The sequence below is a fragment of the Streptacidiphilus jeojiensis genome, from assembly GCF_042510965.1.
Lineage (GTDB): Bacteria > Actinomycetota > Actinomycetes > Streptomycetales > Streptomycetaceae > Streptacidiphilus > Streptacidiphilus jeojiensis.
The window spans coordinates 1-22,862 of record NZ_JBEUKS010000009.1 but is presented as its reverse complement, the minus strand read 5'-3'; the positions used below and the strand labels follow the sequence as shown (position 1 = coordinate 22,862).

Sequence of the window (22,862 nt, the reverse complement as noted above, 5' to 3'; positions counted from 1 at the left end):
CGGCGGGGTCAGCCGGCCAGGACGGCCGGGTCGGCCTCCTGCTGCCGCACCGCCTCCGCGGCGCGCCGCTCCCGCATCGCGACCGCGTGCGGATCGGTGCGGGCGTCGTAGCGCATCAGCGAGGGCAGCGCGGCGGCCAGGGCGCTGACCGCGAGGACGCAGGCCAGGCCGCCGACCCAGATCGAGGCCCGCACGCCGACCAGGGCGGCCATCCCGCCGGCCCGGACCTGGCCGAGCTGCGGACCGACCGAGTAGCTGAGCAGTTCCACACCGGCGAGCCGACCGCGCAGCTCGTCCGGGATGGTGCCGTTCCACAGGGTGGCCCGGAACAGCCCGCTGACCATGTCCGCCGCGCCCGCCGCGACCAGGCAGAGCAGCACCGGCCAGACGTTGCTGAACAGCCCGGCGCCGGCGACGGCCGCACCCCAGCCGATCGCCGCCCACACCACCATCCGGCCGTGCCGGTGCACCGAGGAGGCCCAGCGGCTGGTGAGGGTGGTCAGCAGCGCGCCGACCGCGAAGGCCGCGTACATCAGCCCCAGGGACCAGTCGGCGTGCAGCCGGTCCGCGAGGAAGGGGAAGACCGCGGTCGGCATCGCGAAGAGCATCGCGGCGATGTCGACCGCGTAGGTGCCGAGCAGTTCCGGACGGCTGCGGGCGTAGCGCAGGCCGTCGGCGATCGCCCGCAGCGAGGGCTTCTCGGCGGAGGCCAGGGCGGGGACCGGCTTCAGCCGGTACATCAGCAGCACCGAGGCGACGAAGGTCGCCAGGTCGATCGCGTAGGCGACGGAGACACCGGCCGAGGTGGCGATGACACCGGCCAGGGCCGGGGCGGCGATGGCGCCGGCGTTCCAGCGCAGCGAGTTCAGCGAGGCGGCGGCGGTGAGCTGGTCGTGCGCGACGATCTGCGGGGTGAGGGCGTCCAGGGCCGGACGCTGGATCGCGCCGAAGGCCGAGCTCAGTGCGGCGACCAGGTACAGCGGCCAGACAGCCGGATGCGGCAGCAGCGCGTTCCCCAGCAGCGCCGCGGCGCACAGGCCCTGGGCGACCTCGCTGCGCAGCACCAGCCTGCGCCGGTCCATCGCGTCCGCGAGCGCCCCGCCCCACAGACCGCAGACGATCAGCGGGACCAGCTCGACCGCGCCGATCAGCCCGACCGCCAGGGAGGAGCCGGTCAGCTGCTTCAGCTGGAGCGGGACCGCGACCAGGGTGAGGTAGCTGCCGAAGACGGTGATCGCCCCGGCGCTCCACAGCAGCCTGAAGTCCCGTGAGCCGCGCCAGGGGGAGAGGTCCACGGTGAACGCGGCGGCGAGGCGGCGCAGTGCACCGGGGGCGGCGGGCGGGATGTCGTTCGAGGTCACAGCGGTCGATCCTGACCCGGGCAGCCGGGCGGAGGCAAACCGTTATCCGCGGGCGGAGCCGTCGTCGCGGCTGCTCACCAGCGCATCGGCGGCGGCGCGGCGGTCAGCCGTTCGATCGCGCGGGCCAGTGCGCCGCGCAGTGCGCCGCTGCGCGGTGCGGGAGTTGACGGTTCGCCGGCGGCCGCGCTGACGAGGTGTTGGACGATGTCGAAGTCCGGCGCCCCGGCGCCGTCGGGGACGGTCAGCGCCTCGTGGGCCAGCCCGCGCAGCTCGCCGTCGGCGGCGCCCAGGTCCGCCTCCAGGGCCAGGATGGTGGCGCCGGAGCGCCGCGCCCCGTGCACCCGCTCCAGCAGCCCGCCGTCGGAGCCGCCGGGGGCGACGACCAGCACGGTCTCGCCGCGTCCGGCCTGCTCCAGACGGTGCAGCGGGACGGCGAGGTGCGGGGGCGCGCCGGGCGGAACCGTGCGCCGCAACAGGGTGGGGGAGAGCTCGGGGAGACCGCTCCAGGACGCCTCGTCGTCCAGGTGCGCGGCGAGGTGCCAGGGCTCCTCGGAGTCGGCGCCGACCAGCAGCAGCCCGCCGGGCGCGGCCGAGCGGCGGGTGACCGCGCCGCGCAGGGCGCCGGCGAAGCCCTGGGTCCGCTCCGGCCAGCCCGATCCGGCGAGCAGTTCCCGCAGCACTGTGACCCTGGCCGCATCCATGCCCCTCATGCTGCCGTAGTCGGCGCCGCTGATGGGAGTATTCGGGAATGACTGCACCTCAAGAGACCACAGCCGGCGCCGCTCCGGCCCCCGCGCGCAGCCCCTTCGACCTGCCGGACGTCTCCGGCCTGGTCGTCGGCGTCCTCGGCGGCACCGGGCCGCAGGGCCGTGGCCTGGCCTACCGGCTCGCCAAGGCCGGCCAGCAGGTGGTGATCGGCTCCCGCAGCGCCGAGCGCGCCCAGGAGAAGGCCGACGAGCTGGGCCACGGCGTGCGGGGCGCGGACAACGCGACCACCGCGGCCGAGAGCGACATCGTGATCGTCGCGGTGCCCTGGGAGGGCCACGCGGAGCTGCTGGCCTCGCTGCGCACCGAGCTGGCCGGGAAGATCGTCGTCGACTGCGTCAACCCGCTGGGCTTCGACAAGCAGGGCGCCTACGCGCTCAAGCCGGAGGAGGGCAGCGCCGCCCAGCAGGCCGCCGCGCTGCTCCCGGACTCGCGGGTGACCGCCGCCTTCCACCACCTCTCGGCGGTGCTGCTGCTGGACCAGGCGGTGGACGAGGTCGACATCGACGTGCTGGTGCTGGGCGAGGAGCGGGCCGCGACCGACGCCGTCCAGGCGCTGGCCAACCGGGTGCCGGGGATGCGCGGGGTGTTCGCGGGACGGCTGCGCAACGCGCACCAGGTGGAGTCGCTGGTCGCCAACCTGATCTCGGTGAACCGCCGCTACAAGGCCCACGCGGGCCTGCGGGTCACGGACATCTGAAACCCCCGGGACGGGACCCCGGCACGGATCCCTGGGACCCCTCGGACCGGAACGGGCCGGACGTCGGACACAATGGTCCTCGTCCGGCCCGTTCCGTCGTCCCGCTCCCCGGAGTCCCCGATGCCCCGCTTCGCCCTGCTTGCCTTCGTCCTCGCCGCCCTGGCCCTGGTCGCCGCCGTGGTCTCGGTGCTGGCGGGTTTCTGGATCGGCCTGGTCTGGGTGCTGCTGGCGGGGATCTCCAGCAACGTCGGCTGGGTGCAGTGGCGGCGCGCCCGGATGTGAGCCGATGTGACCCGGTCCGAGCCCGGGGCCTCCGCCGGTCAGCTGCCGAAGAGGCTGCCCAGGTGGAAGTTGAAGAAGTGGAAGGCGTTGGAGCCGACCGAGGCGAACAGCGCGCTGTCGCCGAACCAGCTCAGCACCCGGTAGATCACGTCGTTGAAGAACCAGTTGTTGACCGTCGGGTTCCACAGCAGCAGGAAGACGATCATCATCCCGTACGGGGCCAGGTTGCCGAACGCGCGCCGGTTGTCGTAGGAGAGCCAGGGCTCGATGATCCCGTAGCCGTCCAGCCCGGGCATCGGCACCAGGTTGAGGATGCCGGCCATCAGCTGCAGCATCGCCAGGTAGCCGAGGCCGGAGAAGAACGCCGGGTGGGCGGTGTCGGTGCCGACCTGGCTCAGCGGGATCAGCAGCACCAGCGCCAGCACCAGGTTGACGGCCGGGCCGGCCGCCGAGATCAGGCTGTGCTTCCACTTCCCTTGGATCCGGCCGCGCTCGATGAAGACCGCGCCGCCGGGCAGCGCGATGCCGCCCAGGATGATGAAGATCAGCGGCATCACGAAGCTGTAGATCGGGTGGGTGTACTTCAGCGGGTTCAGGGTCAGGTAGCCCTTGGTGCCCACCGAGATGTCCCCGCCGTGCAGTGCCGTCCGGGCGTGCGCGTACTCGTGCAGGCAGAGCGAGATCAGCCAGCCGGCCACCACGAATAGGAACACGCCGACCCTGGCGTCGCCCCATCCGCTCCAGAGGGCCCACCCGGAGGCGACCAGGACGGCGAGCAGCACCCAGAAGATCACGCTGATCTTCCGGTCGGCCGAGGGTGAGGGACGGGCGTCGGTGTACGTCATCAGTGCGTGGCTCCGAAGGGCGGGGGAGTGCCGATCATGCCGCCTCGCCTCTCCCCGCGACAAGCGACACCCAGGTGTCAACCACTGGAACGACCGTGTTCGGCAGTGCGTTCCAACCGATGGCGTCCATACGGGAGAATGATCCGATGCAGTATGGCGTCCTCGGCACCACGCAGGCGCTCCGCGACGACGGCACCGAGGTGCCGCTCGGGGGGCAGCGGCTGCGCGCCCTGCTGGCCGCGCTGGTGCTGCGCGGCGGGCGGGCGGTGCCGGCCTGGGCGCTGATCGAGGAGATCTGGGGCGAGCAGCCCCCGGCCGATCCGCAGGACGCGCTGCAGACGCTGGTCGCCCGGCTGCGCCGGGCCCTGGGCGCCGACCAGCTGGTCTCGGCGGCGGACGGCTACCGGCTGACGGGCCACCGCAGCGACCTGCGGCGCTTCGAGGAGCTGGCGACGGCCGCCGACACCGGCTCGCTGCGCGCCGCGCTGGCGCTGTGGCGCGGACCCGCCCTGGCCGACCTGCCGACCCGGACCGACGCGGCCGCCCGCTGCGAGGCGCAGCGGGACGCGGTGCGGCTGCGGCTGCTGGCCGAGGAGCTGGCGCTCGGGAACCCGGCCGGGGTGCTGGCCGAGCTGGCGGAGCTGATCGAGCGGCAGCCGCTGGACGAGCCGTTGCGGGCGCTCCAGCTGCGCGCCCTGCACCGGGCCGGGCGCACCCCCGAGGCACTGCTGGGCTACCAGGACTTCCGCCGCCGCCTCGCCGAGGAGCTGGGCACCGACCCGGGACCCGAGCTGCGCGCCCTGCACCTCGAACTGCTCGCGCCGGCGCCCGGACCGACCCCCGCCCCGGCGCCCGCGGCCCCGCCCGAGCGCGCGCCAGCGCCGCAGGCCGCCCGGACCAACCTCCGCCCCCGGATGACCAGCTTCGTCGGCCGCGACACCGACCTGGCCGCGCTGCGGTCCGCGCTCGCGTCCCGGCGGCTGCTGACCCTGATCGGTCCCGGCGGCAGCGGCAAGACCCGGCTGGCCCAGCAGGCCGCCGAGGCACGGGCCGGCGACTTCCCGGACGGGGTGTGGATGGTCGAGCTGGCGCCGCTGGACGATCCGCAGGCGGTCACCGGCGCCGTCCTCAGCGCCCTCGGGCTGCGCGCCACTCAGCTGCACGTCGGCGGCAAGACCGATCCGCTGGCGGCCGAGTTGCTCTCCGGTCCGCTGGGCACCGCGCCCGAGGCCGAGACGCCGCTGCGGCAGCTGTTGGACCACTGCGCCCAGCGCCGGCTGCTGCTGGTCCTGGACAACTGCGAGCACCTGGTGCAGCCCGCCGCCGAGCTGGCCGAGCGGCTGATCACCGGCTGCCCCGGGGTCACCGTCCTGGCCACCAGCCGGGAGCCGCTGGGCGTGCCGGGCGAGGCCGTCGTCCCGGTCGACCCGCTGCCCGACCCGGCCGCGCTGCGGCTGCTGGCCGAGCGCGGCGCCGCCGCCCGCCCCGGCTTCGACCCGGCCGATCCGGCCCAGGACCCGGAGGCCTGCGCCGAGATCTGCCGCCGCCTGGACGGGCTGCCGCTCGCCATCGAGCTGGCGGCGGCCCGGCTAAGGGCCCTGACGCCACGTCAACTCGCCGACCGGCTGGACGGACGGTTCCAGCTGCTCGGCGGCGGCACCGGCAGCCGCACCCTGCTGCCGCGCCAGCAGACCCTGCGCGCCGTGGTCGACTGGAGCTGGGACCTGCTGGACAAGCCGGAACGCACCCTGCTGGCCCGGCTCTCGGTGTTCGCCGGCGGCTGGACCCTGGAGGCGGTCGAGGAGATCTGCGCGGACGACTCGCTGCCCCGCGAGGAGGCGGTCGCCCTGCTGGCCTCCCTGGTCGACAAGTCGCTGGTCCAGGTCTCGCTGCGGACCGCGGACGGCCGCGGCCCGCGCTACCGGATGCTGGAGACCATCCACGAGTACGCCCGCGAGCGGCTGGCCGAACAACCGGCCGACGAGGAAGCAGAGATGACGCGCCGTCATCTGGTCTGGGCCCGGGAGCTGGCGCGTACCACCGACCCGCTGCTGCGCGGCGGTGAGCAGCTCGGCGCCCTCGCCCTGCTGGAGGCCGAGCACGACAACCTCCGGGCCGCGCTGCGCCGGGCCGTCGCCGGCGGGGAGCAGCAGGAGGCGCTCTGCCTGGTGCTCTCGCTGGCCTGGTTCTGGACGCTGCGCGACTTCCAGGAGGAGGCCCGCAACTGGGTCGCGGCGGTGGCCGCGATCTACCCGGACGAGCCGGCGGCGGAGCGGCCCGGACCGCCGTCGCAGGAACCGCTGCCGCAGGGACCGCTCGACCTGCCGCCGCCTTGGTCCGCCGAGCTGCAGGACGAGGCCGTACGCGGACTGCGAGTACTGCAACTGGTGAGCCTGGGAAGCGAGTTCGGCCGGATGCCGACACAGCCGCAACAGCAGGCCGTCGCCGCGATGCTGACCGGCTACCGCCCCGAACTCCCGCAGTCGGCCCGGCTTCCGGTGCTCTACCGGGTGCAACTGGCGATGCAGTCGGGGCTGATGAACGAGCTGTACCCGGGCATCGACGACCTGGTCGAGTCCTGCCGGCTGCACGACCGCCCCTGGGAACTCGCCTACGCCCTGCAGTTGCGCTGCAAGCTGCGCAACGACCAGTCGGGGCAGCGGGTGCCCGCCGAGGCCGACGCCGCCGAGAGCCTGGGCCTGTTCACCCGGCTCGGCGACCGCTGGGGCATGGCCGAGGCACTGGCGGGGCAGTCGGAGACGGCGGGGATGATCGGCGACTACGGGACCGCCGCCCGCTGCGCCCGCGAGGCCATCGAACTCGCTGAGAGCGTCGGCGCCGACCAGAGCATCCCCATCCTCCAGGTACGGCTCGGCGACGCACTGCTGGGTGCGGGCAGTCCGGAGGAGGGCGAACACTGGCTGCGGCTCGGGGTGGAGTCGTCCCACAGCCACGGCCCGTTCGGGCAGGGCGCGGGCTTCTACGGAGCGGTGGTGCTGGCTGCGCTGCGGGCCCAGCAGGGCCGGTTCGCGGAGGCGCGCGGTTTCCTGGAACCGCTGCTCCCGCCGTTCAGCGACGACAGTCTGGCCTCCATGCTGGGCGGGATGCTGGACTGCTTCCTCGGCTGGATCGACGCCATGGAGGGGCGGCCCGAGGAGGGCCGGCAGCGGTTGCGGCGCGGCCTCGCGTCCATCCTGGACCACCCGATGGCCTCGTTCGTCGACGAGACCTTCGCGCTGCTGATGGCGCCCACCTCGGCCTACATCCTGCTCGCCTGCCACCGGGCCGGCCTCGGCCGGGCCGAGCACCCGGAACTGCGGGCGATCCGGCTGCTCGGCGCCCACGACAGCAGGATCCCGCTCACCGCCGTCCACCACCTGGCGCGACCGATGCTGGCCGAGACGGCGGACGAGCTGCGCCGGATCGTCGGCGACGAGGCCTACGAAGCCGCCCGCGCCGAGGGAGCGGCCCTCGACACGGACGGCATCGTCGCGCTGCTGCGGGACTGAGCGCCTGTCCTCGCACCCCCGTCGGACCGTCAGGTCCGCTTCTTGAACTTCATCACCGCCAGCGGTGCGAACACCGCCGTCAGCCCCACCGACCAGGCCAGCACCTCCAGCGCCGGGTGCAGCACCGGGCCGCCGTTGATCAGCGCCCGGCTGGAGTCGGCCAGTGCGGACAGCGGGTTGACCTTGGTGAACGCCTGCAGCCAACCCGGCATGGTGCTGGTCGGTGCGAAGGTGGAGCTGCCGAACTGCAGCGGCATGATGATCAGGAACCCGATCCCCTGCACCGCCTGAGGGCTCTTCAGCGCCATGCCGAGCAGCATCGACACCCAGACCATCCCGGCCCCGAACGCCATCGCCAGCGCGAGCGCCAGCAGCAGTTGCAGCGGCCCGGTGTGGATCCGCAGGCCCAGCAGCATCGCGAAGGAGATCAGGATCACCAGCGACAGCAGCGAACGGCAGCTCTCCGAGATCAGCTTGGAGATCAGCACCGAGGCCCGGCCGATGGGCAGGGTGCGGAACCGGTCCATCACGCCGGTCTGGAAGTCGGAGTTCAGCCCGGTGCCCACGGCCATGGCCAGGCTGATGCCGATCTGCCCCAGCATCCCGGGGACCATGTACTGGATGTAGTGGCCCTGGCTGCCCGCCACCGCACCGCCGAACACGTACACGAAGAGCACGGTGAAGATGATCGGCATCAGGATGGCGTCGAACATCGACTCGGGGTCGGCCTTGATCCGCATCAGATTGCGGCGGGTCAGCGCGCCGATGTGGGCCAGGTAGGCGCGCGGGCTGATCCGCTGGTCGTCCAGCGGCGGCAGGGGAAGTACGGCGGCACTCATCAGACACGCTCCATCCGGCTCTGGTCCTGCTCTGCCTGCTGATCCCGCTCTGCGGGCTGCGCCGGAACGTCCTTCGCGGTCGCGCCGGTGACGGCCAGGAAGACGTCCTCCAGGCTCGGCAGCCTGGTCTCGATCCCGGCGACGCCGAACCCCCGGCGCCCCAGCTCCCCGATCAACGCGGTCAGCTGCTCCTCGTCGCCCACCGGCAGCACCAGCTCGCCGCGGGCCGCCACGGCACCGTGCCCGGCCAGGCAGCGCACCATCTCGTCGAGCTGCTCGGGACGGGCCGGACGGACCGTCAGCGTCTGCCCGCCGACCTGCCGCTTCAGCGCCTCGACACTGCCCTCGGCGATCACCCGGCCCCGGTCGACGACCGTCACGTCGTCGGCCAACTGCTCGGCCTCGTCCATGTACTGGGTCGTCAGCAGCACGGTGGAGCCCTCGGAGACCATCCGCTGGACCTCCTGCCAGACCTCGTTGCGGGTCCTCGGGTCCAGGCCGGTGGTCGGCTCGTCCAGGAACAGCACCCGCGGCTGACCGATCATGGAGGCGGCCAGGTCCAGCCGGCGCCGCATCCCGCCCGAGTAGGTCTTCACCGGCCGTCTGGCCGCCTCGGTCAGCGAGAAGCGCTCCAGCAGTTCCAGCGCCCTGGCCCTGGCGCCCTTGGCGCTGAGGTCCAGCAGCCGGCCGATCAGGTAGAGGTTCTCGTAGCCGGACAGCAGCTCGTCCACCGAGGCGTACTGCCCGGTCAGCCCGATCGCCCGACGCAGCTGCCGGGGCTGCTGCAGCACGTCCCAGCCGGCCACCGTGGCGCTGCCGGCGTCCGGCCTGATCAGCGTGGACAGAATGCGGACCAGCGTGGTCTTCCCGGCCCCGTTCGGGCCGAGCACACCGCGGACGGTCCCCTCCCGCACCTCCAGGTCGACGCCGTCCAGCGCCCTGGTCTCCCCGTAGTACTTCGCCATCCCCCGTACCGTGACGGCCGAGGGGCTTCCTGCGCTCTTGGTCATGGCAGGACTCTCGCGCCCCCGGCCGTCAGGCCCCCGTCACGCCTCCGTCAGGCCCCGTCAGACCTCCGTCGAGGCGGCCGTTCCGGGTGTCAGGCCCCGCCGTCCGTCCTGCGCAGCACCAGCGAGACGAACCCGAACGTGCGCCGGTAGTCGCGCAGCCACTCCTCGCGGTGCACCCGGGCCGCCTCCAGGGCCGCCGCGCTGTCGGGGTCGTCCGGGTGGTCCAGGGCCCACTCCGACAGCGTCCCGGTCCAGGACCACTCGTACTCGTCCAGCTCCGCGGTGGTGCTGGTGTGGGCGAACACCGGGGTCCAGCCCGCCTGCACCACCCGGTCGACGGTGCCGGCCAGGTCGGTGAAGGGGTCGGCGCCGCTGCCGTCGCCGAAGATCTCCAGGGCGGCCGGACCGGGCTCGCGCTCCCAGTAGCCGTCGCCGACCAGTACCGACCCGCCGGGGGCGAGGTGCCGGCGGGCGGCCTCCAGGGTCGGCAGCAGGCCGCCGAAGGCATGGGTGGCGCCCATGCAGAGCACCAGGTGGAACGGCTCCTCGGAGCTGTACTCGGCGGCGTCCCCGACCCGCAGTTCCACGTTCTTCCCGGTCAGCACCTCGGGGACGTTCTCGAACGCCGCGGGGTCCAGGTCCACCCCGACCACCTGCAGCTCGGGGCGCCCGTCCAGGGCCAGCTCCAGCCAGGCCCCGCGCCCGCAGCCGAGGTCGAGCACCCGTTCGTCCCCGACCGGCAGCCCCCAGCGCAGCAGCAGGTCGGCCGAGTCGGAGTCGAGCGGGGCGGCTATCGAGTGGTACTGGTGCGCGATGGCGGAGATCCTCTGTCGATTCATGCCGCGTACCTTCTCATCCCGCCGGCCCGGGCGTCGCCGGGGTTTCACCCGGGCCCCGAGGGGACCCGGGTGACGGCCCGTCAGTGGAAGGTGTGCTCCGCCGCCGGGAAGCTGCCGCCGATGACGTCGGCCGAGAAGGCCCGGGCTGCGTCGCCGAGGGTGGCCCGGAGGTCGGCGTACTGCTTGGCGAACTTGGGCACCCGGCCGCCGGTCATTCCGGCCATGTCGGTCCAGACCAGCACCTGCGCGTCGCAGCCGACGCCCGCGCCGATGCCGACGGTGGGGATGTGCAGCGAGGCGGTGACCTGGACCGCCAGCTCGGCCGGGACCGCCTCCAGCACGACGGCGAAGGCGCCGGCGGCCTGGGCGGTCTTGGCGTCGGCGAGCAGCTGGTGCGCAGCCTCGTCGCCGCGGCCCTGCACCGGGTAGCCGCCGAAGGCGTGCACCGACTGCGGGGTGAGCCCGAGGTGCGCCATCACCGGGACGCCGGCCTGCACCAGCAGCTCGGTCGCGGCGGCGGAGCGCTCGCCACCCTCCAGCTTCACCGCGCCGACCCCGGCCTCCTTCATCAGCCGGACCGCGTTGTGCAGCGCCTGGGCGGGGGACTCCTGGTAGGAGCCGAACGGCAGGTCGGCGACGATCAGGGCGCGCTTGGTGCCGCGCACCACGGCGGCGGACATCATCACCATCTCGTCCATGGTGACCGGCACGGTGTTCTCGTAGCCGAGGTGGCAGTTGCCCGCCGAGTCCCCGACCAGCAGCACCGGGATCCCCGCCTCGTCGAAGACGGCGGCCGTGGGGGCGTCGTAGGCGGTGAGCATCGGCCAGCGCTCGCCGCGCTGCTTGGCGGAGGCGAGGTCGCGGACGGTGACGCGGCGGGAGGTGACACCGCCGTAGAGGGACTGCGGCGCCTTCTCGGCGGCGGGCTTCTCGGCGGCGGGCTTGTCGCCGTGGCCGGAATTCTGGGCAGGCGGGAGCGAACCGTGCTGCATGGCTGTTCTCCTGTTGGTCGTCTCGTGGCGCCGCGGAGGGCGTCCCCGGATTCCCCTCCATGCTGACACGTCGCGGTCTGCCCGCAAAGAGGCGGGTGCGGACCATCGGAACACTCGGACGAGCCGGGGCATTGCCCAATCTTTACGATACGAGACGGAGTCGTATCGTAAAGGGCGGTAGCGTGGTCTCATGGCCACCACATCCCGTACCCCCGCCGGCGTCGAACGCCGGATACCCGAGGCCGTGCACCGCCGCCGCTGGGGGATCCTGACCGTACTGATCTTCAGCCTGCTGGTCGTCGTACTCGACAGCTCGATCCTCAACGTGGCGATGAAGACCATCGCCAGCCCCGCCCCCACCGGCATCGGCGCCACCCAGAGCCAGCTGGAATGGGCCATCAACTCCTACACCCTGGTCTTCGCCGGGCTGCTGTTCACCGCGGGCATGCTCGGTGACCGGCTGGGCCGCAAGAAGACCCTGCTGTTCGGCATGGTGGTCTTCGGCGCCGGATCGCTGCTCTGCTCCATGGCCACCTCGCCGGCCGAACTGATCGGCTACCGCGCGGCGATGGGCTTCGGCGGCGCCTTCGTGATGCCGGCCACCCTCGCCATCATCATGAACGTCTTCGAGCGCGAGGAGCAGCCCAAGGCCATCGGCATCTGGTCCGGAGCGGTCGGCCTGGCCATCGCCATCGGGCCGATCGCGGGCGGGCTGCTGCTGGCGCACTTCTGGTGGGGCTCGGTCTTCCTGGTCAACGTCCCGATCGTGGTGCTGGCGCTGATCGGGATGGTCTGGCTGGTCCCGGACTCCCGCGACCCCAACCCCGGCCGACCCGACCCGCTGGGCGTGCTGCTGTCGGTGGTCGGCCTGGTCGCGCTGGTCTACGGGATCATCAAGGGCGGCCAGGTCGCCGACTTCACGGTGACCCAGGCCTGGCTGCCGATCCTGGTCGGCATCCTGGTGCTGGCCGGCTTCGTGCTGCACCAACTGCGCAGCCGGACCCCGATGCTGGACATGGGCTGGTTCCGCAACCGGCACTTCTCCGCCGCCGTGGTCTCGGTCGGGCTGACCTTCTTCGCGCTGATGGGCGTCACCTTCTTCGGCGTCTTCTACCTGCAGAGCGTGCGCGGCTACTCGCCGCTGCAGGCCGGCCTGCTGCTGCTCCCGCTGGCCGCCGCCCAGCTGCTGGTGTCGCCGCGGGCCCGCTTCGTGGTCGCCCGCTTCGGGGTACGGGCCACCTGCGCGACCGGGATGCTGCTGATCGCCGCCACCTTCGCCGGGTTCCTGCTGCTCGGCCAGCACACCGGGATCTGGGTGCTGGAGGTGCTCTCCTTCTTCCAGGGCACCGGGATGGCCCTGGTGATGCCACCGGCCACGGTCACCATCATGGGCACCCTGCCCCGCGAGAAGGCCGGCTCCGGATCGGCCGTCAACAACACCTTCCGGCAGGTCGGCGGCTCGCTCGGGGTCGCGGTGCTGGGCGCGCTGCTGTCCACCACCTACCGCAGCGGCATCCAGGACAGGCTGGGCGCGCTGCCGGCGCCGTACCGCGGCACGGCGGGGGAGTCCATCGAGGGCACCCTGGGTGTGGTGGAGAAGATCGGCCCGCGCGCCGCGGCCCTGGTCGACCCGGCCAAGGAGGCATTCATCCACGCCATGCACGTGACCGCGCTGACCGCCGGCGGGGTGGCCGCGATCGGAGCCGTGGTGGCCTTCTCCTTCCTGCCCGGCAGGCCGCCGGCCGCGGCGCAGGAGGGGGCCGGGACCGGCGCCCCGGAAAACCCGGCAGGATAGGCGCGTGACCAGGACCGGGACCAGCGAAGAGACGGCGGCCGCCCCCGCGCCGCGCCGCGGCCGCCCCCGCAGCGAGGCGGCCGAGCAGGCCATCGTGGCGGCGGTGCTGCGGCTGATCGAGCGGGGCTACCCGCTCGCGCTGCTCTCCGTCGAGGGCATCGCCGCCGAGGCGGGGGTCGGCAAGGCCACCATCTACCGGCGCTGGCCCAACAAGGAGGAACTGCTGCTGGACGTGCTGCAGCGGATCGACGAACCCGAGCCGCCGCGGCACGACGGCAGCGTGCGGGACGCGCTGGTCGCGGTCCTGGAGTTCCTCCGCCAGGCGGCACTGGCCAGGCGGGCGCACACCTCGCTGGCGGTGCTGTCGACCGAGCTGCGCTCCATGCCCGAGCTCTACCGCAGGTACCACGAGAAGGTGATCGAACCGCGCCGGGCCCGGATGCGGGAGCTGCTGGCCCGCGGCGTCGAGAGCGGCGAGATCCGCGGCGACCTGGACCTCGACCTGCTCGGCGACCTGGTCATCGGCCCGATGCTGTCCAGGACGCTGCTGCGGCCGGGCGCCGAACTGGACGACCCCACCCTCAGCGCCACCATCGTGGACACCGTGCTGCAGGGCATCGCACCGCCCGTGACCGGGTCCGGAGCACCACCCCTATAGCGGCATTTGCCACAGAACGGAACCTTTGCCGCCGCCCGGCGCGTCCTGATTCGCATAGGAGTCCGGCTTACCCGCACCCCCTAGGGTTGCGGATGGGTACGCGAACGGCGTTGGGGTTCATCGATGGCACAGGCAGACACAGCACAGCCGAGCACTGCCCCGAAGGGGTCGCGGATTCCCGGCGTCGGCGGCTGGGGACGGGACGGCAGGGGCCGCAGCACCTGGCGGCGGGGGTGGGTCCTGGCCGCGCTGGCGCTGGCCCTGGGGCTGCTGCTGATCTTCCACTCCGACATCCCCAACAGCGTCGGCAATCTGGGCAGCCTGGTGGAGACCTTCCTGCCCTGGGCCGGCCTGGCGGTCCCGGTGCTGCTGGTACTCGGACTGCTGCGCCGCTCGGCGACGGCGCTGGTGGTGCTGCTGGTGCCGGTGCTGGTCTGGTTCAACCTGTTCGGGGCGCTGCTCACCGACAAGGGCGGCGGCTCCTACGACTTCACCGTGGTCCAGCACAACGTCAACGCCACCAACAGCGACATCCCCGGGACGGTGGCCACCCTGGAGGCGGCGAAGCCGGACGTCATCGCGCTGGAGGAGCTGTCCGTCAACCAGGTCGGCACCTTCCGGAAGGACCTGGCCGCGGCCTACCCGTACCACGTGATCGAGGGCACGGTCGGGCTGTGGTCCAAGTACCCGCTGTCCGACAGCGAGCCGGTGGACATCAAGATCGGCTGGGTCCGGGCGCTGCGCACCACGGTCGCCACGCCGCACGGCGACGTCGCCGTCTACGTCGCCCACATGCCTTCCGTCCGGGTGAAGTTCGACGGCGGCTTCACCGCCAACCAGCGCGACAACAGCGCCGAGGCGCTGGGGGAGGCGCTGGCCGCCGAGAAGCTGTCCAAGGTGGTGCTGCTCGGCGACCTCAACGGGACCATGAACGACCGCAGCCTGGCCCCCATCACCGCGCAGATGCGCTCGGCGCAGGGCTCGGCCGGGGCGGGCTTCGGCTTCAGCTGGCCGGCCGCGTTCCCGATGGCCCGGATCGACCAGATCATGACCAGGGGGGTCACCCCGACCGATGCCTGGACCCTGCCGCAGACCGGCAGCGACCACCTGCCCATCGCCGCCCACATCGAGCTCTAGCGGCCCCGCTGGCTGTCAGGACCAATCGACACTGACCTCCGGTCAGGACCCTTCGCGCCAGCGGTTGGTGATCGGCTGCCGGCGGTCCCTGCCGAAGTTCTTGGACGAGATCTTGGTGCCCGGCGGGTACTGCCGCCGCTTGTACTCGGCGGTGTCGACCAGCCGCACCACCCGGTCCACCACGGCCGGATCGAAGCCCTCGGCGAGGATCTCGGCGCGGCCCTTGTCCTGCTCGACGTAGGCGGTGAGCACCGCGTCCAGCAGGTCGTAGTCGGGCAGCGAGTCGGTGTCCACCTGGTCGGGGCGCAGCTCGGCGCTGGGCGGCTTGCTGATGGTGTGCTCCGGGATCGGCGGGGTCTCCCCGCGCTCGGCCGCGGCCTGGTTGCGCCACCTGGCCAGCCGGAAGATCAGCGACTTGTAGACGTCCTTGATCGGGCCGTAGCCGCCGACCGAGTCGCCGTAGAGGGTGGAGTAGCCGACGGCCAGCTCGCTCTTGTTGCCCGGGGCCAGCACCAGGTGGTTCTCCTGGTTGGAGATCGCCATCAGCAGCGTGCCGCGCAGCCGGGACTGCAGGTTCTCCTCGGCCAGGCCGGTCAGCCCCAGCGCGTCCATGTAGGCGTCGAACATGGGCTCGATGGAGACGGTGCGGAAGTGCAGCCCGGTACGGCGGGCCAGCTCGGCGGCGTCGTCGCGGGAGTGCTGGGAGGAGTAGGCGCTGGGCATGGACACGCAGTGGACGTTGCCGGCGCCGATCGCGTCCACCGCGATCGTGGCGACCAGGGCCGAGTCGATGCCGCCGGACAGCCCGACCAGCACCGACTTGAAGCCGTTCTTCTGCACATAGGCGCGCAGCCCGACCACCAGTGCGCCGTAGACCTCCTCCAGCTGGCCGAGGCGCGGGCCCTGACCCGCGGTCACCGGTTCGGCGGGTACCGGCAGCACGTCCTCGGAGAGCACGGTGCGGACCACCTCCAGCCCGTCGGCGACGAAGCGGCTGCTGTGCTCCCGGGGGTCGGTCGGCGCCGTGGCCTGCGGCAGCTCCAGGTCGAGCAGCAGACAGCCCTCCTCGAACTGCGGCGCCCTGGCCAGCACCTCGCCGGAGGCGTCGACCACCAGCGAGTCGCCGTCGAACACCAGCTCGTCCTGGCCGCCCACCTGGTTGACGTAGGCCAGGGTGCAGCCCGCCTCTGCGGCCCGCCGCTGCACCAGCTCCAGCCGGGCGTCGTCCTTGTCGGCCTCGTACGGGGAGGCGTTGACCACCAGCAGCAGCCCGGCGTCCGCCTGCCGTGCGGCCTGGACCCGGCCGCCGTCCTGCCAGATGTCCTCGCAGACGGCCAGGGCGACGTCCACGCCGTGCAGCCGGAACACCGGCAGGGTGTCGCCGGGCACGAAGTAGCGGAACTCGTCGAACACCCCGTAGTTCGGCAGGTGGTGCTTGGCCAGCCGGGTGACCACCCTGCCGCCGTGCAGCAGCGCCGCGCAGTTCTGCGGCGAGCCGACCGGCAGGCCGAGCCGGTCCGAGGCGGTGGTCGACCTGCCCAGGTAGCCGACGACCACGGCGGTGCCGCCGAGGCCCTCCGCCTCCAGCCGCTCGGCCAGGGCCACCAGCGCGGCGCGCGAGGCGTCCACGAAGGAGGGGCGCAGCGCCAGGTCCTCCACCGGGTAGCCGGTGAGCGCCATCTCTGGGAAGGCCACCAGGTGGGCGCCCTGCTCGGCGGCGTGCCGGGTCCATCGGACGACCAGCTCGCCGTTGCCGGCGATGTCACCGACGGTGGTGTCGATCTGATTCAGCGCGAGGCGAAGAGAAGGCACCCGATGAGTCTAATCGTCTAATCGACGCTATGGGGTTCCGAACGGGGCCGGACGGGGCGTCAGGGGGTGGTTTCCACCACCATTCCGGGCGGGGACACCCTATCTGGGGTGAGATATAGCCGTATTGACGATTTGTCCGAAATAAAGGTACGTTCGCCCCATCGCCAGCAGAGCCGATTCCAGCGTTGCCGTATCTGAACCGGGCCCGCGCCCGTAGAGGGAGACCGTCCACGTGGATCAGCACAACAGCCCTGCCGAAGCCCCGTCAGCGGTCGTGGGCAGCTCCGCCGTGCGGCGCCCGCCCCGTGTGGACAGCGAGCTGAGGGAGCGTCCGGCCCGGGGCGTGCTCCCCGGCTGGGTCGCCCTGGTGGCCCTGCTCGCGGCGGCGGTCGCCGCCGTCCTGGTGCAGGCGCGGCAGCGGTCGCTGCCGGCCCGCCTCCCCGGAGCGGCCCGTCTCGACGTCGCACTGGCCGGAGCGCCGCTCAGCCGCGAGCTGGCCGGCGGCCTGCTGACGGGCTGCGCGCTGCTGGCCGTGCTCGCCGTGTTCGGGCTGATGGCCAACCCGGTCGGCCGGGCCAGGGTGCTCACCCGCTGGGGCGGCTACCGCGGCACCGTCCGCCGCACCGGCCTGGTCTGGGTGAACCCGCTGCTCAAGCGGCGCACGGTGGACGTCAGGGTGCGCCACTGGCGCAGCGAGCCGATCGCCGCCACCGACCGCGAGGGCTCTCCGCTGCGGGCCGAGCTGCTGCTGGTCTGGGCGGTGCGGGACACCGCCAGGGCCCGCCTCTCGGTCCCGGACCACCAGGCCTACCTCGCCGCGGCGGCCGAGGCCGCGCTCTGCCGGGTCGCCGCGACGCTGCCCTGCGACAGCTTCGCCAGCCCGGGCCCCAGCCTGCGCGACGGGCAGTGGCTGGGCGGCGAACTCACCCGGCTGCTGGCGGCCGAGGCCGCGCCGGTGGGCGTCACCGTCTTCTCGGCCCAGGCCCTCACCCTCGACTACACCGCGGAGTTCGCCGCAGCGATGCGCCGCCGCCGGCTCGCCGAGCTGGACGCGGGCACCCGCGAGGTCATCGTCGGCGACGCCCTGGAGACCGCCGCCCTGACGGTGTCCCAGCTGGAGCACACCCAGGGCCTGTCGCTGCCCCCGGAGGCCCGCGCGGCCCTGCTCCGCGACCTGGTGGCGGGATTCCTCGCCCCGGCGGCGACGTCCCCGGCCCTGCCCGCCGCCTCTGCTTCTGCTGCTTCTGCCGCCTCTGCCGCAGCTGCTGACGCGCCGTCGTCGACCGTGGTCACCCCCCGTAACGCCACCTCCGTGAACGGAGCCACCCCCGCATGACCGGATTCATAGACTTCGACGCGAGCACCCTCGACCCCGGCATCTGCCGATGCTCCCGCTGCACCGCCCCCGCCGCCCCCCGCGCGCCCCTGGCCACGCTCCCGACGCGGCACCGCCCGCGGCTGCGCCTCGCCGCGACCGGCGCCCTCGTCGCCGTCGGCGGCACCGCCCTCGCCCTGGCCGGCACCTCACCGGCCGGCGCCGAGGCCGCCCCCTCCCACGCCGGCTGGGACGGCCACCGCTACTGGTTCCAGCGCAACGGCGAATGGCGCTGGACCAGCCACTACGCCGTCTACCTGCAGAACACCTCCCGTTCCGGCGGCACGTCCGGTGCTGCTTCCGGTTCGTCGGCGGCCAAGACCGTGTCCTCCGGCGGTCTGCACCAGGGCTGGGACGGCCACCGCTACTGGTTCCAGCGCAACGGCCAATGGCGCTGGACCAGCCACTACGACATCTACCTCCGCTACACCTCGGGCAGCGGCCACCCCGTCCCGCCGAAGGCCGCTCCGTCCTCCCTCGACGCCGCCCTGGCCTTCGCCGAGGCGCAGCTGGGCAAGCCGTACGTCTGGGGCGGCAACGGTCCCAACGGCTACGACTGCTCGGGCCTGGTCCAGCAGGCGTTCCTGCGGGCCGGACTGCATCTGCCGAGGGTGGCGGTGGACCAGTTCCGGGCCGCCCGTCCGATCACCGCGGCCGACCTCCGCCCCGGCGACCTGCTGTTCTGGTCGTCCAGCAGCCGGGTCACCGGCATCCACCATGTCGCGGTGTACCTGGGCGGCGGCCGCTACATCGAGGCACCGCGCCCGGGCGTGCACGTCCGGATCTCCATCCTGTCCACCGGCTACTACCCGACGTTCTTCGGCCGTGTCGCCCGCTGAGCGCCCGTGCGGACGTGGTTCGCTGCGTGCACGGAGTTCTTCCCGGCGCTGAATCTGCAATGATGCGACAAGCGGACGAGTCAGCGCGCGGAGCGCTGCCCCCTGGTGGCCGCCCCCACGTAACGTATTCGTAAAGAGCAGAGGTGAGACTGTCGCCATGGGCAAGCAGCAGGAGTTCGTTCTCCGCACACTCGAAGAGCGCGACATCCGGTTCGTCCGGTTGTGGTTCACCGACGTCCTGGGCTTCCTGAAGTCCGTGGCCGTCGCCCCCGCGGAGCTGGACCAGGCCTTCGAGGAGGGCATCGGGTTCGACGGCTCCGCGATCGAGGGCTTCGCCCGGGTCTACGAGTCCGACATGCTGGCCAAGCCGGACCCGGGGACCTTCCAGATACTGCCCTGGCGCTCCGAGGCGCCCGGCACGGCCAGGATGTTCTGCGACATCCTGATGCCCGACGGCTCCCCGTCCTACGCCGACCCGCGCTACGTCCTCAAGCGCACCCTGGAGAAGGCGGCCGCGCAGGGCTTCACCTTCTACACCCACCCGGAGATCGAGTTCTTCCTGCTGAAGGACCTCCCCGGCGACGGCTCGGTGCCCACCCCGGCGGACCACTCCGGCTACTTCGACCACACCCCGCGCGGCGTCGGCCACGACTTCCGCCGCCAGGCCATCACCATGCTGGAGTCGATGGGCATCTCGGTGGAGTTCAGCCACCACGAGGGCGCCCCGGGCCAGCAGGAGATCGACCTGCGCTACGCGGACGCGCTGTCCACCGCCGACAACATCATGACCTTCCGCTCGGTCATGAAGGAGGTCGCGCTGGAGCAGGGCGTGCACGCCAGCTTCATGCCCAAGCCCTTCTCGCAGTACCCGGGTTCGGGCATGCACACCCACCTCTCCCTGTTCGAGGGCGACCGCAACGCCTTCCACGAGGCCGGAGCCGAGTTCCAGCTCTCCAAGGTGGGCCGCTCCTTCATCGCCGGACTGCTGAAGCACTCGGCCGAGTCCGCCGCGATCACCAACCAGTGGGTCAACTCCTACAAGCGGATCTGGGGCGGCTCCCAGCGCGCCGCGGGCGCCGGCGGCGAGGCCCCCTCGTACATCTGCTGGGGCCACAACAACCGCTCCGCCCTGGTCCGGGTGCCGATGTACAAGCCCAGCAAGCAGGGCTCGACCCGGGTCGAGGTCCGCTCGCTGGACACCGGCTGCAACCCCTACCTGGCCTACTCGGTGATCCTCGCGGCCGGCCTCAAGGGCATCCAGGAGGGCTACGAACTGCCCCCCGGCGCCGACGACGACGTGTGGGCGCTCAGCAGCATGGAGCGCCGCGCCATGGGCATCGAGCCCCTCCCGCAGAACCTCGGCGAGGCCATCGACCTGATGCAGCGCAGCGAACTCGTCCGCGAGACCCTCGGCGAACACGTCTTCGACTTCTTCCTGCGCAACAAGCGCCAGGAGTGGGAGGAGTACCGCTCCGAGGTCACCGCCTTCGAACTCCGCAAGAACCTCCCGGTCCTGTAACCACAGGTCACCCGGCCAACTGCCGACGGCCGACGAGAGGAGCCCGACCCGGTGGAGCGATCCACCGGGCCGGGCTCCTTGGTTCCCGCACTCCGGACGGCGATGTCTGACGCCGCCCGAACGGGCGGATTGGCTTTGGCGAGCGCTGGGCTTGGGAAGGTTTCCTGGCAGTGCTCGCGGCAGTCGACCGGGAGGGGGCGACGATGGCGGCTGGAACGATTCAGGGTGACACGTTTGACTTGATGGACTTGTTCGAGAAGGCCATCTATCACATTGAGTACTACCAGCGTGAATATGCCTGGTCGGCCGAGGATGTACGCACCCTGGTCGCTGATCTGTTCGATTCATTCGAGCGGGCCTGGCAGGATGGAAGGGCTCCCCGACGTGACCGCGGTGAGCCTTTCTTCCTTGGACCGTTCGTCTTTGTGGAACAGGATCGACAGGTCCGCTTCCTGGTCGACGGGCAGCAGCGGTTCACCACCTTGCACCTGCTCTTTCTGCATCTTCGTCAGATGGCCGCCGCTCTGGGGCGCCGGGACGTGGAGAGCAAGCTGGACCGAGTGATCACGGCCTTCTACATCGGCGACCGTCCTCGATTTCGTATCGATATCGAGGAGCGCCAGAAGTTACTGGAAGCGCTCTACCGGGACGAGCCGTACGAGCTGCAGCCGGGAGCGTCACTGTCGGTGCGTAACCTGCATGAGCGAAGTGCCCAGATCAGTGAACTCATCGACGAGCGCCTCGGTGAGGAGCGGCTGAGGTCGTTCGTCGACTGGCTGCTCACCAGGGTCATCATGGTGGGCATACGGGCACCCGGCCGCGACAGCGGCTTCCGGATCTTTGAGTCGATGAACGACCGCGGGGCCCGGCTGACCCCGGTCGACCTCCTGAAGAGCTTCCTGCTGTCCCATGTCGGTGAGGGTGAGGAGAAGCTCAATCAGCGCTGGCGGCACATGCTCGCCGAACTCACCAGCGTCCGCGACGATACGCATGCACCCCGTACGTTCCTCAAGGCAGCCCTGATCGCCCACTACGCGACGCTCGGCGAGGAGGGAACGGCGGACAGCGATTCGATCGAGGCCGGGCTGAACATTTGGGTCCGCAAGAACACCGACCGGCTGGGGCTGCACCGTCCCGAGGACTTCTTCCGCTTCGTCGACCACTTGATCGAACTCGCTGGTCACTATCGCACCTTCCTCCGGGCCAGCAGGGGGCTCTATGGGGAGAACGGGCTGGAGGCGTTGTTCTACAACGAGGTCAACGGGCTGACCAACCAGATGGCGCTCGTCCTGGCCGCAGTTCGGTCGCACGACACCGACACCTCGGCCAAGGAGAAGGCGGCCTTGGCAGCCAATTTCCTCGACTGTCTGTACGTGGAGCGCGTACTCGCGGACGATCCTGTGCAAGCCAAGGATTTCGAGCCGGACCTCCAGTTGCTGATTCCCCGACTGCGTAGGTGCGCCACCCGGGACGATGTCGCTGACGTGCTGTCGGCCGCACTGCCGAGCACTGCGTTCGAGAGTGTCTGCACCTTCGGCATGAGGGGCAACAACAAGGCCCAGGTGCGCTACCTGCTTGCCAGGCTTACCGCCTACATCGAGACGGGTTGCCGCAGGCCGAACCTCATCGCTGAGTACCTCGGCGAGGAGCGCGCATGGCAGATCGAGCACCTGTATGCGAATCACCCTGAGCGCCATCGGCACGAAGTGCCGGATGCCGCTGCGTTCCGAGCACTGCGGGCCCGGCTCGGTGTCCTGGTCCTGTTGCGTCGCTCCGACAATGCCAGTTACAACGACCTGCCCTTGGAGGAGAAGAGGCTGCGTTATGCCCGCGAGAACGTTCTGGCAGCGGTGCTTGCTCCCGACTATCGGAAGAACAATCCGACGCTCAAAGGGTTCATTGCAGACAACGGCATCGAACAGCAATTTCGCGAGTTCGGCAATGAATCCCTGACGAGGGTGGTCGAGGTCCGGGGCGAGCTGTATCGCCGCCTGTGCGCGAAGATCTGGGCCCCGGCTGCTCTCGGCTTCAGCTCTGCGGTCGAGCAACCCGCTGTCGCCGGCCTGACGCCGGCCGGCGCGAATGGGTGCGTTGTACCCCCGCGCCACCGACCTCTGCGAACCGACCTCGCACGGATGATGCGTGCACACGTGCTTACGCCGGGAACCCGGATCGAAGGTATGTACCGGGATGTCAGCTACACCGCCACGGTCGACGCGGACGGAGGGATCGCCATGCCCAGTGGCGACTACTTCGTGAGCGCCGATGAGGCGGGAAAGATCGCCTGTGGCACGCGACACTGCGCCGGAATGGCCTTCTGGCATGTGGTTGCGGCAGACGGTCAGCGGGTCTCCCTGCGGGAACTACGCCTGCAGGCCCAGCAGGACGGTCGCCTGACACGGGGCAGCCGAACGTGACGGTCGGGGACCAGGGAGCCGACCTGCTCCACTTCTTCATAGACGGGGCACGGGTTGGTCGGTGTAGGTGTGGCCGGTGGGGGCGGTCCAGGTGACGTTGCCGGTGTGGTGGTTGTAGCGGGTGTGCCAGCCGGCGCGGTGTTTGGTGAGGTGGTGTCGGCGGCAGAG

General features: G+C 71.7%; 18 protein-coding genes. 10 read left to right on the top strand and 8 right to left on the bottom strand.

Annotated features, from left to right (window positions below; genetic code table 11):
• Nucleotides 1-8 precede the first annotated feature (8 nt).
• Both ABUW04_RS24220 and ABUW04_RS24215 read right to left on the bottom strand, forming a co-directional pair.
• Nucleotides 9-1,361, bottom strand: coding sequence for an MFS transporter (locus ABUW04_RS24220; RefSeq protein WP_380566579.1), 1,353 nt, complete (start codon nucleotides 1,359-1,361; stop codon nucleotides 9-11).
• A gap of 74 nt (nucleotides 1,362-1,435) precedes the next feature.
• On the bottom strand, nucleotides 1,436-2,062 hold the full coding sequence (locus ABUW04_RS24215; protein WP_380566578.1) for a hypothetical protein: 627 nt from the start codon (nucleotides 2,060-2,062) through the stop codon (nucleotides 1,436-1,438).
• Nucleotides 2,063-2,109: 47 nt separating this feature from the next.
• On the opposite strand from ABUW04_RS24215, the gene npdG reads away from it, so the two are divergent.
• Together npdG and ABUW04_RS24205 are read left to right on the top strand one after the other, a co-directional pair.
• Nucleotides 2,110-2,826, top strand: coding sequence for an NADPH-dependent F420 reductase (npdG, locus tag ABUW04_RS24210; RefSeq protein ID WP_030251349.1), 717 nt, complete (start codon nucleotides 2,110-2,112; stop codon nucleotides 2,824-2,826).
• Between the two features lie 120 nt (nucleotides 2,827-2,946).
• A complete protein-coding gene (locus ABUW04_RS24205) occupies nucleotides 2,947-3,108 on the top strand; it encodes a hypothetical protein (protein WP_380566577.1) in 162 nt (53 codons plus the stop codon).
• 38 nt (nucleotides 3,109-3,146) lie between these two features.
• Here ABUW04_RS24205 and ABUW04_RS24200 read toward each other — a convergent pair whose 3' ends face one another.
• Nucleotides 3,147-3,953, bottom strand: a complete 807-nt coding sequence (locus ABUW04_RS24200) for a site-2 protease family protein (RefSeq protein WP_380566576.1) — start codon at nucleotides 3,951-3,953, stop codon at nucleotides 3,147-3,149.
• Between the two features lie 146 nt (nucleotides 3,954-4,099).
• Between ABUW04_RS24200 and ABUW04_RS24195 the strand changes: the two genes are divergently transcribed.
• Nucleotides 4,100-7,462, top strand: coding sequence for a BTAD domain-containing putative transcriptional regulator (locus tag ABUW04_RS24195; RefSeq protein WP_380566575.1), 3,363 nt, complete (start codon nucleotides 4,100-4,102; stop codon nucleotides 7,460-7,462).
• A 29-nt stretch (nucleotides 7,463-7,491) separates the two neighbouring features.
• Here the strand turns inward: ABUW04_RS24195 and ABUW04_RS24190 are convergent, their stop codons facing one another.
• From ABUW04_RS24190 to panB, 4 genes are all read right to left on the bottom strand, one after another.
• Nucleotides 7,492-8,301 (bottom strand): ABC transporter permease, encoded by an 810-nt coding sequence (locus ABUW04_RS24190; RefSeq protein WP_380566574.1) that lies wholly within the window; start codon nucleotides 8,299-8,301, stop codon nucleotides 7,492-7,494.
• Nucleotides 8,301-9,311, bottom strand: coding sequence for an ATP-binding cassette domain-containing protein (locus ABUW04_RS24185; RefSeq protein ID WP_380566573.1), 1,011 nt, complete (start codon nucleotides 9,309-9,311; stop codon nucleotides 8,301-8,303). The genes ABUW04_RS24190 and ABUW04_RS24185 overlap by 1 nt, the downstream gene beginning before the upstream one ends.
• 89 nt (nucleotides 9,312-9,400) lie before the next feature.
• On the bottom strand, nucleotides 9,401-10,150 hold the full coding sequence (locus tag ABUW04_RS24180) for a class I SAM-dependent methyltransferase (protein WP_380566572.1): 750 nt from the start codon (nucleotides 10,148-10,150) through the stop codon (nucleotides 9,401-9,403).
• 80 nt (nucleotides 10,151-10,230) lie between these two features.
• Nucleotides 10,231-11,142 carry a 3-methyl-2-oxobutanoate hydroxymethyltransferase gene (panB, locus tag ABUW04_RS24175; RefSeq protein ID WP_380566571.1) on the bottom strand — a complete coding sequence of 304 codons (912 nt, stop codon included), beginning with the start codon at nucleotides 11,140-11,142 and terminating at the stop codon, nucleotides 10,231-10,233.
• 190 nt (nucleotides 11,143-11,332) lie between these two features.
• Between panB and ABUW04_RS24170 the strand changes: the two genes are divergently transcribed.
• From ABUW04_RS24170 to ABUW04_RS24160, 3 genes are all read left to right on the top strand, one after another.
• Nucleotides 11,333-12,937: a DHA2 family efflux MFS transporter permease subunit gene (locus tag ABUW04_RS24170; protein WP_037594461.1), complete on the top strand. Its 1,605-nt coding sequence runs from the start codon at nucleotides 11,333-11,335 to the stop codon at nucleotides 12,935-12,937.
• A 4-nt stretch (nucleotides 12,938-12,941) separates the two neighbouring features.
• Nucleotides 12,942-13,595, top strand: coding sequence for a TetR/AcrR family transcriptional regulator (locus ABUW04_RS24165; RefSeq protein ID WP_380566570.1), 654 nt, complete (start codon nucleotides 12,942-12,944; stop codon nucleotides 13,593-13,595).
• A gap of 123 nt (nucleotides 13,596-13,718) precedes the next feature.
• Nucleotides 13,719-14,732 carry an endonuclease/exonuclease/phosphatase family protein gene (locus ABUW04_RS24160; protein WP_380566569.1) on the top strand — a complete coding sequence of 338 codons (1,014 nt, stop codon included), beginning with the start codon at nucleotides 13,719-13,721 and terminating at the stop codon, nucleotides 14,730-14,732.
• A 42-nt stretch (nucleotides 14,733-14,774) separates the two neighbouring features.
• Here the strand turns inward: ABUW04_RS24160 and ABUW04_RS24155 are convergent, their stop codons facing one another.
• Complete coding sequence (locus ABUW04_RS24155) at nucleotides 14,775-16,544, bottom strand: NAD+ synthase (protein ID WP_380566568.1); 1,770 nt, start codon at nucleotides 16,542-16,544, stop codon at nucleotides 14,775-14,777.
• 232 nt (nucleotides 16,545-16,776) lie between these two features.
• Between ABUW04_RS24155 and ABUW04_RS24150 the strand changes: the two genes are divergently transcribed.
• The 4 genes from ABUW04_RS24150 (at nucleotide 16,777) to ABUW04_RS24135 (ending at nucleotide 22,694) form a co-directional block, all read left to right on the top strand.
• Entirely contained in the window at nucleotides 16,777-17,880 is a 1,104-nt protein-coding gene (locus tag ABUW04_RS24150) for an SPFH domain-containing protein (RefSeq protein ID WP_380566567.1), read from the top strand.
• Complete coding sequence (locus tag ABUW04_RS24145) at nucleotides 17,877-18,758, top strand: C40 family peptidase (RefSeq protein WP_380566566.1); 882 nt, start codon at nucleotides 17,877-17,879, stop codon at nucleotides 18,756-18,758. The genes ABUW04_RS24150 and ABUW04_RS24145 overlap by 4 nt, the downstream gene beginning before the upstream one ends.
• A 157-nt stretch (nucleotides 18,759-18,915) precedes the next feature.
• Nucleotides 18,916-20,277, top strand: coding sequence for a glutamine synthetase family protein (locus tag ABUW04_RS24140; protein WP_030251384.1), 1,362 nt, complete (start codon nucleotides 18,916-18,918; stop codon nucleotides 20,275-20,277).
• 170 nt (nucleotides 20,278-20,447) lie between these two features.
• On the top strand, nucleotides 20,448-22,694 hold the full coding sequence (locus ABUW04_RS24135; RefSeq protein ID WP_380566565.1) for a GmrSD restriction endonuclease domain-containing protein: 2,247 nt from the start codon (nucleotides 20,448-20,450) through the stop codon (nucleotides 22,692-22,694).
• Nucleotides 22,695-22,862 lie beyond the last annotated feature (168 nt).